The 13817-nt window shown below is 55.2% G+C and carries 14 protein-coding genes; 10 read left to right on the top strand and 4 right to left on the bottom strand.

Annotation, left to right across the window (positions count from 1 at the left end; translation table 11 throughout):
* Positions 1 to 3: 3 nt before the first annotated feature.
* The 4 genes from mreD to csrD form a co-directional block, all read right to left on the bottom strand.
* Positions 4 to 492 (bottom strand): rod shape-determining protein MreD, encoded by a 489-nt coding sequence (gene mreD, locus IM265_RS12410; protein WP_008502849.1) that lies wholly within the window; start codon positions 490 to 492, stop codon positions 4 to 6.
* Complete coding sequence (gene mreC, locus IM265_RS12405; protein WP_028014605.1) at positions 492 to 1508, bottom strand: rod shape-determining protein MreC; 1017 nt, start codon at positions 1506 to 1508, stop codon at positions 492 to 494. Before mreC ends, mreD begins: the two co-directional genes overlap by 1 nt.
* 61 nt (positions 1509 to 1569) lie before the next feature.
* Entirely contained in the window at positions 1570 to 2613 is a 1044-nt protein-coding gene (gene mreB, locus IM265_RS12400) for a rod shape-determining protein MreB (RefSeq protein ID WP_000913396.1), read from the bottom strand.
* 282 nt (positions 2614 to 2895) lie between these two features.
* The gene (gene csrD, locus IM265_RS12395) at positions 2896 to 4836 is read right to left on the bottom strand and encodes an RNase E specificity factor CsrD (RefSeq protein WP_193031331.1); all 1941 of its coding nucleotides are present in this window, start codon (positions 4834 to 4836) and stop codon (positions 2896 to 2898) included.
* A 182-nt stretch (positions 4837 to 5018) separates the two neighbouring features.
* Between csrD and IM265_RS12390 the strand changes: the two genes are divergently transcribed.
* The 10 genes from IM265_RS12390 to IM265_RS12345 all read left to right on the top strand — a co-directional run bounded on the left by IM265_RS12390 (position 5019) and on the right by IM265_RS12345 (position 13769).
* Positions 5019 to 5993, top strand: coding sequence for an MDR family oxidoreductase (locus tag IM265_RS12390; RefSeq protein WP_193031329.1), 975 nt, complete (start codon positions 5019 to 5021; stop codon positions 5991 to 5993).
* A 77-nt stretch (positions 5994 to 6070) separates the two neighbouring features.
* Entirely contained in the window at positions 6071 to 7072 is a 1002-nt protein-coding gene (gene msrP / locus IM265_RS12385) for a protein-methionine-sulfoxide reductase catalytic subunit MsrP (protein WP_028014608.1), read from the top strand.
* Positions 7073 to 7672 carry a protein-methionine-sulfoxide reductase heme-binding subunit MsrQ gene (gene msrQ / locus IM265_RS12380; RefSeq protein WP_193031327.1) on the top strand — a complete coding sequence of 200 codons (600 nt, stop codon included), beginning with the start codon at positions 7073 to 7075 and terminating at the stop codon, positions 7670 to 7672.
* A gap of 234 nt (positions 7673 to 7906) precedes the next feature.
* Entirely contained in the window at positions 7907 to 8359 is a 453-nt protein-coding gene (gene aroQ / locus IM265_RS12375; protein ID WP_028014610.1) for a type II 3-dehydroquinate dehydratase, read from the top strand.
* 21 nt (positions 8360 to 8380) lie between these two features.
* Positions 8381 to 8845, top strand: a complete 465-nt coding sequence (gene accB / locus IM265_RS12370; protein ID WP_008502856.1) for an acetyl-CoA carboxylase biotin carboxyl carrier protein — start codon at positions 8381 to 8383, stop codon at positions 8843 to 8845.
* A gap of 10 nt (positions 8846 to 8855) precedes the next feature.
* Entirely contained in the window at positions 8856 to 10205 is a 1350-nt protein-coding gene (gene accC / locus IM265_RS12365) for an acetyl-CoA carboxylase biotin carboxylase subunit (RefSeq protein WP_003860388.1), read from the top strand.
* A 109-nt stretch (positions 10206 to 10314) separates the two neighbouring features.
* A complete protein-coding gene (locus tag IM265_RS12360) occupies positions 10315 to 10557 on the top strand; it encodes a YhdT family protein (RefSeq protein ID WP_006178860.1) in 243 nt (80 codons plus the stop codon).
* On the top strand, positions 10547 to 11998 hold the full coding sequence (gene panF, locus IM265_RS12355) for a sodium/pantothenate symporter (protein ID WP_028014612.1): 1452 nt from the start codon (positions 10547 to 10549) through the stop codon (positions 11996 to 11998). The genes IM265_RS12360 and panF overlap by 11 nt, the downstream gene beginning before the upstream one ends.
* Before the next feature lie 11 nt (positions 11999 to 12009).
* Complete coding sequence (gene prmA / locus IM265_RS12350) at positions 12010 to 12891, top strand: 50S ribosomal protein L11 methyltransferase (RefSeq protein ID WP_028014613.1); 882 nt, start codon at positions 12010 to 12012, stop codon at positions 12889 to 12891.
* Between the two features lie 137 nt (positions 12892 to 13028).
* Positions 13029 to 13769 carry a carbonic anhydrase gene (locus IM265_RS12345; protein WP_041907814.1) on the top strand — a complete coding sequence of 247 codons (741 nt, stop codon included), beginning with the start codon at positions 13029 to 13031 and terminating at the stop codon, positions 13767 to 13769.
* Positions 13770 to 13817: the final 48 nt, after the last annotated feature.

Below are 13817 nucleotides of genomic sequence, written 5' to 3'. Positions count from 1 at the left end.
CTTTTATTGCACAGCAAACTGCTGGCGAACCTTACGCATCAGCAGGAATAGCCACGGCCAGAGCACACCGTTTACTACACTACTCCAGAACACTTCCGGTCGGAAAGAGACGTTGATCACTAAAAACTCTGCCCAGAAAACAACGATATCCGCAGCAAGCGACAACAGCATCACGACCAGGGCCTGTTGCCAGAGCGCGAGGTTACGGAAGAGCTGGAATTTCAGTGCGACGAGGTACGCAATAATGCTCATGGACAGGGCGCGCACGCCCAGCGTAGAGCCACTAATGAGATCCAGTATGGCACCCATCACAAAACCCGTGCCGACATTTACGCGATGCGGCAGGGCAAGGATCCAGTAAAGTAAAATGAGCAAGACCCAGTTTGGCCGGAAAACGAGAATGTTATCCGGCCAGGGCATAATCTGCAGCAACAGTGCAATGAGGAACGAGAGCCAGATGACCCAGCGTCCCTGGCTACGATAGCTTGCCACTACTGCCCTCCCGAAGAGAGTTTAGGCGGTGGCGGCGCATCAGGCTGCGGCTGCGTTAACCCGGTTGCCGGCGCAGGCACGGGCGCAGGCGGCCCCATAGAGTCCGCTGGCGGAAGAACCTGCGGCATCATCTGCATCAGGCGTTCGTTCGCCACGCGATGCACCTCTTCAGGCGTCATCGGGTTAGCACCGTTACGATCGGCACCCCAGAGCAGCAGCAGATAGCGCAGACGCTGTAAACCGGCGGTTGGACGGGCCTGAATCACGGTGTATGCACGCTGCGTATCCAGCTTAACCGAAGAAACCACCGCAACCGGGTAACCTTCAGGGAAGCGTCCACCGAGACCGGACGTCACCAGCACGTCGCCGACACGGATGTCCGTGTTAGCAGGCAGATGTTCCAGCTGCAGATCGTCCGTGCAGCCGTTACCGGCCGCAATCACGCGGATATCGTTACGCAGGACCTGGATCGGCAGTGCGTGGGTGGCGTCGCAAATCAGCAGCACGCGGCTGGTCAGTTTGGCGACAGCAACGACCTGGCCTACTACGCCCTTATCACTGATGACGGGCTGACCTTCATACACCCCGTTCACGCTCCCTTTGTCGATCACAACCTGATCGCTGTAAGGGTCGTTCACGGTGGAGATCACCTGGGTAACCATCTTCTGCTCGTCCTGACGCAGCGGCGAGCCGAGCAGTTCACGCAGACGCGCGTTTTCCTGCTTGTATTGCCCCAGCATCAGCAGTTCGCTGTTTTTCAGCAGCAGTTCCTGGCGTAATGCCCGGTTTTCAAGTTCGAGCTGGTCTCGTGAAGACAGCGTTTGAGAAACGGAGTCGAGCAGTTCACGGGGACCATTTGATATAAAGTAGAAAGGACTGACGGCGGTATCCATGTACGTTCGGATCTGGCTGAACGTACCGAGGCGGCTATCGGCAATAATGACGCCAAGCGCAACCAGAACCGCCAGAATGAGGCGAAACTGTAGCGATGGGCCACGGCTAAAAATTGGCTTCATAGGCTATGCGTATTCTCGTGTCAGAGAGAAAGGGTAGCGATTCGCTACCCTTTCACCATGACTACTCTTCGCTGAACAAGTCGCCGCCGTGCATGTCGATCATTTCCAGCGCCTTGCCACCACCGCGGGCGACGCAAGTCAGTGGATCTTCTGCAACTACGACAGGAATACCTGTCTCTTCCATCAACAGGCGGTCGAGGTTACGCAGCAGCGCACCACCACCGGTCAGAACCATACCGCGCTCGGAGATGTCGGACGCCAGTTCTGGTGGGCACTGTTCCAGCGCAACCATTACCGCGCTCACGATGCCCGTCAGTGGTTCCTGCAGTGCTTCCAGAATTTCGTTGGAGTTCAGGGTAAAGCCGCGTGGAACACCTTCCGCCAGGTTACGGCCACGCACTTCGATCTCTCGCACTTCATCGCCCGGATATGCAGAACCGATTTCGTGTTTGATACGCTCTGCGGTGGCTTCACCGATCAGAGAGCCGTAGTTACGGCGCACGTAATTGATGATGGCTTCATCGAAGCGGTCACCACCGATACGTACGGAGGAGGAGTACACCACGCCGTTCAGTGAGATAACGGCCACTTCAGTGGTACCACCACCGATATCCACCACCATAGAACCGGTGGCTTCAGAAACTGGCAGACCCGCACCGATTGCCGCAGCCATTGGCTCTTCAATCAGGAACACTTCACGTGCGCCTGCACCCTGGGCAGATTCACGGATTGCGCGACGTTCTACCTGGGTTGCGCCAACCGGCACACACACCAGAACACGCGGGCTTGGGCGCATGAAGCTGTTGCTGTGAACCTGCTTGATGAAGTGCTGAAGCATTTTTTCAGTCACGAAGAAATCAGCGATAACGCCGTCTTTCATTGGGCGAATAGCGGCGATGTTGCCAGGGGTACGACCCAGCATCTGCTTCGCGTCATGACCCACTGCGGCCACGCTTTTCGGCGAGCCTGCACGATCCTGACGAATGGCCACAACAGAAGGCTCATTCAATACGATGCCTTGTCCTTTTACATAAATAAGGGTATTCGCGGTACCCAGGTCAATGGACAGGTCATTGGAAAACATGCCACGAAATTTTTTCAACATACTAAGGGATAATCCTGAAAGCTGGGGCGGAAAACAAAATCCGCTTACTTTACCAACCACACGCAGCAGCGACAAGGCGCAAAAATCATCTGCAACGGTGAAAATTTGTGCAGTACGTTTCCTGTTGTTACAAATTCATCCCCTGACTCCCTCAGGGCTGAGTAAACAGTCGTGTTCCTCACTGATATTTGTAACCCATTAAAGGTCGTTCACTGGCTTTTTGCTCGACATACTCAAAGCTACAGGCGCGATATTCTACGTGAAAACAACGTAAACGGCAGGTCAAACAGAGTATCTTTGCAAATATTTTTTCACGTTGGTGTCAAGCGACTGAGAGGCGGCAAAAAAATCGCCCTGACCGCCCGTCACTCCGCGCTCTGTTAACATCTGCCATTCGCCTCTGGAGCGCACGCCTGTGGCAAATACCTGTGTTCGCGTTCCCTTACACGCTTCAACCAGACTCTGAACCAGCAGCTGGTTTTCCGTGCGCTTCTCAATATTCCTTACCAGCCCCGGATGTAGCTTTAATAGCTCCACATCCAGCTCCTTGATCCAGTTGGTACTGACCAGCGTTAAACCCGCCTGCGTTACCGCGACACGGGCACCGAGCGCGTTGATCAAACGGACCACCGGACGCAACCGGCTGATGTGTTGACCCACATCCGCCTCAGCAAGTTCAAAAATAATGCGTTTGCGTTGCGATTTTTCGCATTGCATTAATGTATCACGCAGCCAGCGCTGAAAACGCGGGCGTATTAATGACTCAACGGTAACCTGTAACGCCAGATTCTCTTCAGGCCAGAATGATAAAAATGGAATCAAGCGTGTAATTTGCTGGCGGTCATACTCTTCGGAGAGCCCAAATTGCAGAACCATCGGCAGATATTCCGCAGAAATAACCTCTTCCGTCCCGTCGAAAATACGGCACATCAATTCCCGGTGGTGGACAAAACCGTTCTTCATGACCGCCGGTTTTTGATAAATACGCGGCCCGCCGCGACTCAGCATTTGCTCAATCAAAGTACGCCAGCGCACGTTTCCACGCCCTTTTTCTGGCAGCGAATCATCATAGATCGCCCATCCGTTCGCCCCTTGCAATACCGCGTTGCGGGTGGCCGCTTCCGCATGCTCCATCACCTGCTCTGTCGACTGTCCGCCGCGCCAGGCGCAAATTCCCATATGGACCATATCGTCTCTGTCGAGCATTTTGCTCTGCGGCAGCGCGTCGACGGCCTTAAGTAGCTGGCTGGCAATGCTTTCTGATTCCTTCAACGTGCGATGCGGCAGCAATACGGCAAAGTCGCTGCGGTGGTAGCGGGCCAGCAGCGCCCCCGGATAGCGCATAATAAAGGTGGAGAGCAGGTTGATCAGCGTAAAAAGATTTTCTTCCGCCGCCCGCTGCCCCCATGTGTCGCGCAGCAGATCGAAATCGGGCAGGCGAATCATCATCACCACCCCGTGCGTGCCCACTTTTTCCGGGTCGTCGAGCAGCGTGGCGAGTTGATTGTCAAAGAAAAGGCGGTTGTTCAGGCCGGTTTTATTATCCTGCGCGGCATAAGAGCGGATCAGCGTATCCATTCGGCTGCGCTGGTCGCAGGCAAACTGGATCTCTGAGAGCAGCGTATCCAGCGCGCTGCTGGCGCGTGAGGGCCATTCATGGACCGAGCCGCGAACCTGCGGGCCGCGTTCACCGTTCAGGATACGCACGGAGCGGATCTCCAGCAGTTCCTGGCCTGAAAGCTGGCGGCGCAGCCAGCGGACCGCGAGAAAAATCAGCAAAATAATGAAGGCGACGGCGACAGTGAGCGGCGCGGTGGTCATCATAGAACGGAAATAGCTGGCCATCGGATCGAGGTAGACCATGTGTATGGTCATCCCCGGATTTTTGAGGGAGTGCACCGTTACTTCCCGATACTGGCTCACCACGCCCGCAGGTCGATAGCTGTCCTGTCGTTCATGGCTTAAAACCGGATGCTTTCCCTGCTGGATGTCGACCTGAATAATATCAACCGGCACCATCAACTCATCCAGCTCCCGGGATAGCTCAGGAAGTGGAGTGGTCAGCAGACGCGTATCAATGACCGACGCAACGGACTGCACCCGGTTGACCAGTTTGTCCTGAATGGCGTTATAAAAGCTCAGAGAGCAACCAAGAAGCGTGACAAAGATGGTAAGCCCCGTCAGCAGGGTGATAAAAGCCGAGAACTTCGTCGTTAATCGCATCCTTGAGATTACTCCGTGGGTTGATGGGGTAGCGAGTAAGCGCTAACTTGCATTTCAAATGCGGCATACTACCAAACCTGGCGTATCTGGCAATTTATTGCGTTAAATCGGCATTGCTTTACCCTGAGCGAGTATAGTCTTCAGGAACTCTTTTCCAATCATCTGAGCCGTGAGGACCCCGTATGCAGGCTTTAATCTTAGAACAGCAGGACGGCAAAACGCTTGCCTCCGTACAGGACGTAGAAGAGACTCGCCTGCCGGAAGGCGACGTCACCGTCGACATCGACTGGTCCAGTTTAAATTATAAAGATGCGCTGGCGATCACCGGCAAGGGTAAAATCATCCGAAATTTCCCTATGGTGCCGGGTATTGATTTTGCTGGCCGGGTTCATAGCAGCGAAGATCCCCGTTTTCATGCGGGCCAGCAGGTGCTGCTCACCGGCTGGGGCGTGGGCGAAAATCACTGGGGCGGGCTGGCAATGCAGGCGCGCGTGAAGGGCGACTGGCTGGTGCCTATGCCGAAAGGCATAGATGGCCGCAAAGCGATGATCGTTGGTACCGCAGGCTTTACCGCCATGCTGTGCGTGATGGCGCTGGAAGAGGCGGGTGTTCGCCCCGAGTCGGGTGAAATTGTTGTGACCGGGGCCAGCGGTGGCGTGGGCAGCACGGCGGTCACGCTGCTGCACAAGCTGGGTTATCAGGTTGCGGCGGTTTCCGGCCGTGAAAGCACGCATGATTATCTGCGCCAGCTCGGCGCCAGCCGCATTCTTGGCCGCGATGAGTTTGCCGAGACCCGCCCGCTGGAAAAACAGGTCTGGGCAGGTGCAGTGGATACCGTCGGTGATAAGGTGCTGGCAAAAGTCCTGGCGCAGATGAACTACGGCGGCTGCGTGGCAGCCTGCGGCCTGGCCGGGGGATTTGCCCTGCCAACGACCGTCATGCCATTTATTCTGCGTAACGTCCGCCTGCAGGGCGTGGATTCCGTGATGACGCCTGCGGCTCGCCGTGCAGAGGCATGGGAGCGTCTGGTGCGCGATTTGCCGGAATCGTTCTATACCCAGAGCGCTACCGAAATTACGCTCAGCCAGGCACCTGAATATGCCAGTAAGATCATGGATAACCAGTTCCACGGCCGCGCGCTGGTGAAAATCGCCTAATCTTCAAATTTTCGTGACATATTCGCGCTAACGCTTCTCCTCCGTCATGCTTAGAAAAACGCATGACGGAGGATGCCATGAAAAACCGAAAACTGACGGAAGCCGACGTAACGTCTGAATCTGTCTTTATGTTACAGCGCCGCCAGATCCTGAAAATGCTTGGCATCAGCGCCACGGCACTGACGCTCTCTCCAGCGGCACACGCCGACCTGCTCGACTGGTTTAAAGGCAACGATCGCCCTAAGGCGCCTTCCGGTGCCCCGCTTACCTTTACCAAACCCGCAGAATGGCAAAACACGCTGGCGCTCACGCCGGAAGATAAAGTCACCGGCTACAACAACTTCTACGAATTTGGTCTGGATAAAGCCGATCCTGCCGCCAATGCCGGCAGCATGAAAACCGATCCGTGGACGCTGAAAATCGACGGTGAAGTGGCAAAACCTCTGACGCTGGACCATCACGATCTGACCACCCGCTTCCCGCTTGAGGAGCGTATCTATCGCATGCGCTGCGTAGAGGCCTGGTCGATGGTGGTGCCCTGGGTAGGCTTCCCGCTGCATAAGCTGCTGGCAATGGTTGAACCCACCAGCAACGCAAAATACGTCGCCTTCCAGACGCGCTACGCCCCGGACGAGATGCCGGGCCAGAAAGACCGGTTCATCGGCGGCGGGCTGGAGTATCCCTACGTTGAAGGGTTACGTCTTGACGAAGCCATGCATCCCCTTACCCTCCTGACCGTCGGCGTTTACGGCAAGGCGCTTCCGCCGCAGAACGGTGCCCCCATCCGTTTAACCGTGCCGTGGAAATACGGTTTCAAAGGGATTAAATCGATCGTCAGCATTAAGTTGACCCGCGAACGTCCGCCGACGACATGGAACCTGGCGGCGCCGGGTGAATACGGCTTCTTCGCCAACGTGAACCCGCATGTGGATCATCCCCGCTGGTCGCAGGCGACGGAACGCTTTATTGGCTCCGGCGGCGCGCTGGACGTGAAGCGCCAGCCCACGCTGCTGTTTAACGGGTATGCGGATGAAGTGGCGTCCCTTTACCGTGGCCTCAATTTACGGGAGAACTTCTGAGTGCGTTTAACGGCAAAGCAGATTACCTGGCTGAAAGTGCTGCTGCATTTAGCCGGGATACTTCCTTTTATCTGGCTGTTCTGGGCGGCCAGCCAGGGCCTCTTTAGCGCCGATCCGGCAAAGGATATCCAGCATTTTACCGGTCGGATGGCTCTGAAATTTTTGCTGGCCACCTTGCTCGTCTCGCCGCTGGCGCGCTACGCTAAACAGCCATTATTGATACGCACCCGTCGGCTTTTGGGGCTATGGTGTTTTGCCTGGGCGACCCTGCACCTCATCAGTTACGCCCTGCTGGAACTGGGAATTAACAATCTGACACTGCTTGGCCGCGAGCTGGTAACACGCCCTTACCTGATGCTGGGCATTGTTAGCTGGCTGATCCTGCTGGCGTTAGCGCTGACATCCACGCAGTATGCGCAGCGAAAGCTGGGCCGTCTCTGGCAGTTGCTGCACAACTTCGTCTATCTTGTCGCGATCCTCGCCCCCATTCATTATCTGTGGTCGGTGAAGATCCTCTCTCCGCAGCCGGTCCTTTACGCGCTGGCAGCCGTGGCGCTTTTAGCATGGCGTTACAAGAAGTTCCGCCAGTGGTTGCGATAGTTCGCGAAACTGTGCGTTTTCCCGCAGATTACCTCTCAACCGCAAATCTTTTTTGGATTGCGGTTGATAATCTTCCCTGATAAGACCAGTATTTAGCTGCCAAATGCTACGAAATCGTTATAATGTGCGACCTTGGTTCGCCTGACAGCGGTTTTAGGCCTCTGAAAAGGTGACATTTGCGCTTCGACGGTATATTTTGTTTTTTACCCGAAAATCGCAGGAGATAGCGGCATAATGACTGATAAGTTCCACATCTTAGTTTTAAACGGACCGAACCTGAACATGCTCGGCACCCGTGAGCCAGAGAAGTACGGCACGCTGACATTGAGCGAAATTGTTAACCGTCTGAGCACGGAAGCAGCCTCGCTGAATGTGGATTTGGATCATTTTCAGTCAAACGCGGAGTACGCAATCATCGACCGTATTCATCAGGCTAAAGACACTGTGGACTATATCCTGATCAATCCGGCCGCGTTTACGCACACCAGTGTTGCTATCCGCGACGCACTGCTCGCGGTGAGTATCCCGTTTATCGAGATCCACCTGAGTAACGTGCACGCCCGAGAGCCGTTCCGCCACCATTCGTATCTGTCGGATATCGCTGCTGGCGTTATCTGCGGACTGGGCGCAGACGGCTATTCATACGCTTTACAGACAGCGGTAAAACGCTTGTCACAATCACACTAAACAAGAGTACGGAACCCACTCATGGATATTCGTAAGATTAAAAAACTGATCGAGCTGGTTGAAGAATCAGGCATCTCCGAACTGGAAATTTCTGAAGGCGAAGAGTCTGTACGCATCAGCCGTGCAGCCCCAGCCGCTAGCTTCCCGGTAATGCAGCAAGCTTACGCTGCGCCAGTGCAGCAGCCTGCGCTTTCCGCAGCCGTTGCGCCAGCAGCAGCTGAAGCCGCACCTGCCGCTGCAGCAGAAATCAGTGGTCACATCGTACGTTCCCCAATGGTTGGTACTTTCTACCGCACCCCGAGCCCGGACGCGAAGGCGTTCATCGAAGTGGGTCAGAAAGTCAACGTAGGCGATACCCTGTGCATCGTTGAAGCGATGAAAATGATGAACCAGATCGAAGCTGACAAGTCAGGTACTGTGAAAGCGATTCTGGTCGAAAGTGGTCAGCCGGTTGAATTTGACGAGCCGCTGGTCGTCATCGAGTAACGAGGCGAACATGCTGGATAAAATTGTTATCGCCAACCGTGGCGAGATTGCACTGCGTATTCTTCGTGCCTGTAAAGAACTGGGCATCAAGACCGTGGCCGTGCACTCAAGCGCGGATCGCGATTTAAAACACGTATTGCTGGCGGATGAGACGGTCTGTATTGGCCCGGCTCCGTCCGTAAAAAGCTATCTGAACATCCCGGCTATCATCAGCGCCGCTGAAATCACCGGCGCGGTGGCAATTCATCCGGGTTATGGCTTCCTCTCTGAGAACGCCAACTTTGCTGAGCAGGTTGAACGCTCTGGCTTTATCTTCATCGGTCCGAAAGCCGACACCATTCGCCTGATGGGCGACAAAGTGTCTGCAATCACCGCAATGAAAAAAGCCGGTGTTCCAACCGTGCCAGGCTCTGACGGCCCTCTGACCGACGACATGGATGCTAACCGTGCTCATGCTAAACGCATTGGCTACCCGGTTATTATCAAGGCGTCCGGCGGCGGCGGCGGTCGCGGTATGCGCGTTGTGCGCAGCGATGCTGAACTGGCGCAGTCCATCTCCATGACCAAAGCGGAAGCGAAAGCGGCTTTCAGCAATGACATGGTGTACATGGAAAAATACCTGGAAAACCCACGCCACATCGAAATTCAGGTGCTGGCTGACGGTCAGGGTAACGCGATCTATCTGGCAGAACGTGACTGCTCCATGCAGCGTCGTCACCAGAAAGTGGTCGAAGAAGCGCCAGCGCCGGGCATTACCCCGGAACTGCGTCGCTACATCGGCGAGCGTTGCGCCAAAGCGTGCGTTGATATCGGCTATCGCGGGGCGGGTACCTTTGAGTTCCTGTTCGAAAACGGCGAGTTCTACTTCATTGAGATGAACACCCGTATTCAGGTTGAACACCCGGTTACCGAAATGATCACCGGCGTTGATCTGATCAAAGAGCAGCTGCGTATCGCAGCCGGTCAGCCTCTGTCCATCAAGCAGGAAGAAGTAGTGGTGAAAGGCCATGCGGTAGAGTGCCGTATCAACGCCGAAGACCCGAACACCTTCCTGCCAAGCCCGGGTAAAATCACGCGTTTCCACGCGCCGGGTGGTTTTGGCGTGCGCTGGGAGTCTCATATCTACGCCGGTTACACCGTACCGCCGTACTATGACTCAATGATCGGTAAGCTCATCTGCTACGGCGAAAACCGTGACGTGGCGATTGCCCGCATGAAGAACGCCCTGCAGGAGCTGATCATCGACGGTATTAAAACCAACGTTGATCTGCAGATGCGTATCATGAGCGACGAGCATTTCCAGAATGGTGGGACGAATATCCACTACCTGGAGAAAAAACTCGGCCTGAACGAGAAGTAAGAGAGCTGTGTTGCTAAAAGGCCGGATTATCCGGCCTTTTTTTATTTCTGGGGATCGCAAAGCCCCATCATGTACAATCCCCGCTTTCTGCATCCACAAGGGACAAAAAATGGACAAACGTTTTGTTCAGGCCCATAAAGAAGCGCGCTGGGCGCTGTGGCTGACCCTTCTCTATCTTGCTGCATGGTTAGTAACTGCTTACTTACCTGACTCCGCTATTGGCATCACCGGCCTGCCGCACTGGTTCGAAATGGCCTGCCTGCTGGTACCGCTGGTGTTTATTCTGCTGTGCTGGGCAATGGTGAAATTCATCTATCGCGATATTCCGCTGGAGGACGATGATGCAGCTTGAAGTCATTCTGCCGCTTGTCGCATACCTGCTGGTCGTGTTTGGTTTATCCATTTACGCCATGCGCAAAAGAACGACCGGTGCTTTTCTGAACGAGTATTTCCTCGGCAGCCGTTCGATGGGCGGCGTTGTGCTGGCAATGACGCTGACCGCGACCTATATCAGCGCCAGCTCGTTTATTGGCGGCCCCGGTGCGGCCTACAAGTACGGGTTAGGCTGGGTACTGCTGGCTATGATCCAGCTGCCTGCCGTCTGGCTCTCCCTCGGTATTCTTGGTAAGAAATTTGCCATTCTGGCGCGCCGCTATAATGCCGTCACGCTCAACGACATGCTGTTTGCCCGTTACCAGAGCCGCTTACTGGTGTGGCTGGCGAGCTTAAGCCTGCTGGTGGCCTTTATTGGCGCGATGACCGTACAGTTTATCGGCGGGGCACGCCTGCTGGAAACGGCGGCCGGGATCCCTTACGAGACAGGCCTGCTTATCTTCGGGGTAAGCATCGCGCTCTATACCGCGTTTGGCGGGTTCCGCGCCAGCGTGCTGAACGATACGCTGCAGGGAATGGTCATGCTCATCGGCACGATTGTTCTGCTGGTGGGGATTGTTCATGCGGCGGGTGGACTCACTCATGCGGTGGAAACCCTGGAAGCGATTGACCCGAAACTGATTTCACCGCAGGGCGCGGATGATATCCTCTCGCCGACCTTTATGACCTCGTTCTGGGTGTTAGTCTGCTTCGGGGTGATTGGTCTGCCGCATACCGCCGTGCGTTGTATCTCCTATAAAGACAGCAAAGCCGTTCACAAGGGCATCATCATCGGGACGATTGTGGTCGCGGTCCTGATGTTTGGTATGCATCTGGCAGGTGCATTAGGGCGCGCGGTGATCCCCGACCTTACCGTGCCGGATCTGGTGATCCCGACGCTGATGGTTAAAGTGCTGCCGCCCTTCGCCGCCGGAATTTTCCTCGCAGCGCCAATGGCCGCCATTATGTCGACCATTAACGCCCAGTTACTGCAAAGTTCCGCTACGATCATTAAAGATCTCTATCTGAACCTGCGCCCTGAGCAGGTTGAAAATGAACGTCGCCTGAAGCGGATGTCTGCCGTCATTACGCTGGTGTTAGGAGCTTTGCTGATGTTAGCTGCATGGCGTCCGCCGGAGATGATCATCTGGCTGAACCTGCTGGCCTTTGGTGGGCTTGAAGCCGTTTTCCTGTGGCCGCTGGTATTAGGTCTTTACTGGGAACGCGCGAACGCTGCAGGCGCGCTGAGCGCGATGATTGTTGGCGGTGTGCTGTATGCCATCCTTGCGACATTTAAGATTCAGTATCTGGGCTTCCATCCGATTGTGCCTTCGTTACTGCTAAGTTTACTGGCGTTTGTGGTGGGGAACCGTTTCGGTCAGCCCGCCCCACAACCCGCTATGATTTCTACTGATAAATAAAGAGTTTTGCCATGCCGTGGATCCAACTAAAACTGAACACAACCGGCGCGAACGCCGAAGAGCTAAGCGATGCGCTGATGGAAGCCGGCTCTGTCTCCATCACCTTTCAGGACACGCACGACACGCCGGTCTTTGAACCGCTGCCGGGCGAAACGCGCCTGTGGGGTGATACCGACGTGATCGGCCTGTTCGATGCCGAAACCGACATGAAAGAGGTGGTGGCGATTCTGGAAAACCATCCGCTGCTGGGCGCAGGCTTCGCGCATAAAATCGAACAGCTGGAAGACAAAGACTGGGAACGCGAGTGGATGGACAACTTCCATCCGATGCAGTTCGGCAAACGTCTGTGGATCTGCCCAAGCTGGCGCGAGGTTCCCGATGAAAACGCGGTGAACGTGATGCTTGACCCAGGCCTGGCGTTTGGCACCGGCACCCATCCAACCACGTCTCTGTGCCTGCAGTGGCTGGATGGTCTGGATCTGGAAGGTAAGACGGTGATCGACTTCGGCTGCGGTTCCGGGATCCTCGCGATTGCCGCTCTGAAACTGGGCGCGGCGAAAGCCATTGGGATCGATATCGATCCGCAGGCCATTCAGGCCAGCCGCGATAATGCTGAGCGTAACGGCGTGTCCGATCGTCTGGAGCTCTACCTGCCGGAAGCGCAGCCAGAAGCCATGAAAGCCGATGTGGTGGTCGCAAACATTCTCGCGGGCCCACTGCGTGAACTGGCGCCATTAATCAGCGTGCTGCCGGTTGAGGGCGGTCTGCTGGGTCTGTCCGGCATCCTGGCAAGCCAGGCGGAGAGCGTTTGCGAAGCCTACGCCGATCTCTTTGCGCTCGACCCGGTCGTCGAGAAAGAAGAGTGGTGCCGCATTACCGGTCGTAAAAAATAAGCATTTGGCGTGGTCCTCTGACCACGCCTTTTCTCCTCAATATTCCTCCCGCCCCTGACCTGCCTCCGGTAAAATAACCCCACAAATCATATTGATAACTTTTGATTTGGATAATAAAAATTCACGGGAAGAATATTATGAAACACGTTTATAGCAAGGCAGCGCTGTTAGCGCTGAGCATGATCTCGGCTTCAGCATGCGCATCACACTGGAGCTACAAAGGAGAAAGTTCACCGGAGCACTGGGGTGAACTGGATGAAGCGTACAAGACCTGTAACAGTGGAATGAACCAGTCTCCCATTGATATTGATTCAACCGCTAACGCCCATCTCTCCCCGCTGCAAACGCACTACGTTGACGGCCCTGTGACGCTGACAAACAATGGCCATACCATTCAGGCAAGCGAGCAGGCCGACACTCGCGACACTATCACGCTGGATAAGCAAACCTGGACATTACAGCAGTTCCACTTCCACGCGCCGAGCGAAAACACCGTACACGGCAAGCATTACGCGATGGAAATGCACCTTGTGCATAAAAATGCGAAGGGGGAACTGGCGGTGGTCGCGGTCATGTTCGACAAAGGGGCAGAGAACCGTGAACTTGATAAACTGTGGGACGTTATGCCTCAGCAGGCTGAGCTGAACGTCTCCATCAAGCAGGAGCTCAACCTGAATAAGCTGCTGCCGGAAGATAAAACGTACTGGCGCTTTAGCGGCTCGCTGACAACGCCACCGTGTTCAGAAGGCGTCACCTGGATCGTGCTTAAGCATCCTCTGACGGTCTCCGCCGGGCAGCTCGAGAAATTCACCCACACAATGCATCACGATAATAACCGGCCGGTACAGTCCCTCCATGGTCGTGTTATCCTCGAATAACGTCTATTTTTTGCCCTGAGATCATGTTCTAAAATGCGACGCAGATCG

This window comes from Enterobacter cloacae complex sp. P17RS, assembly GCF_014895885.1.
GTDB classification, from domain to species: domain Bacteria; phylum Pseudomonadota; class Gammaproteobacteria; order Enterobacterales; family Enterobacteriaceae; genus Enterobacter; species Enterobacter bugandensis.
The sequence above is the reverse complement of the archived record's forward strand: the minus strand, read 5'-3'. Positions and strand labels throughout refer to the sequence as shown.

Bases quoted from the DNA above. Each gene is read 5' to 3' on its own strand.
- mreC (WP_028014605.1), bottom strand. From the start codon at position 1,508: ATGAAGCCAATTTTTAGCCGTGGCCCATCGCTACAGTTTCGCCTCATT.
- mreB (WP_000913396.1), bottom strand. From the start codon at position 2,613: ATGTTGAAAAAATTTCGTGGCATGTTTTCCAATGACCTGTCCATTGAC.
- csrD (WP_193031331.1), bottom strand. From the start codon at position 4,836: ATGCGATTAACGACGAAGTTCTCGGCTTTTATCACCCTGCTGACGGGG.
- IM265_RS12390 (WP_193031329.1), top strand. From the start codon at position 5,019: ATGCAGGCTTTAATCTTAGAACAGCAGGACGGCAAAACGCTTGCCTCC.
- msrP (WP_028014608.1), top strand. From the start codon at position 6,071: ATGAAAAACCGAAAACTGACGGAAGCCGACGTAACGTCTGAATCTGTC.
- aroQ (WP_028014610.1), top strand. From the start codon at position 7,907: ATGACTGATAAGTTCCACATCTTAGTTTTAAACGGACCGAACCTGAAC.
- accB (WP_008502856.1), top strand. From the start codon at position 8,381: ATGGATATTCGTAAGATTAAAAAACTGATCGAGCTGGTTGAAGAATCA.
- accC (WP_003860388.1), top strand. From the start codon at position 8,856: ATGCTGGATAAAATTGTTATCGCCAACCGTGGCGAGATTGCACTGCGT.
- IM265_RS12360 (WP_006178860.1), top strand. From the start codon at position 10,315: ATGGACAAACGTTTTGTTCAGGCCCATAAAGAAGCGCGCTGGGCGCTG.
- panF (WP_028014612.1), top strand. From the start codon at position 10,547: ATGCAGCTTGAAGTCATTCTGCCGCTTGTCGCATACCTGCTGGTCGTG.
- prmA (WP_028014613.1), top strand. From the start codon at position 12,010: ATGCCGTGGATCCAACTAAAACTGAACACAACCGGCGCGAACGCCGAA.
- IM265_RS12345 (WP_041907814.1), top strand. From the start codon at position 13,029: ATGAAACACGTTTATAGCAAGGCAGCGCTGTTAGCGCTGAGCATGATC.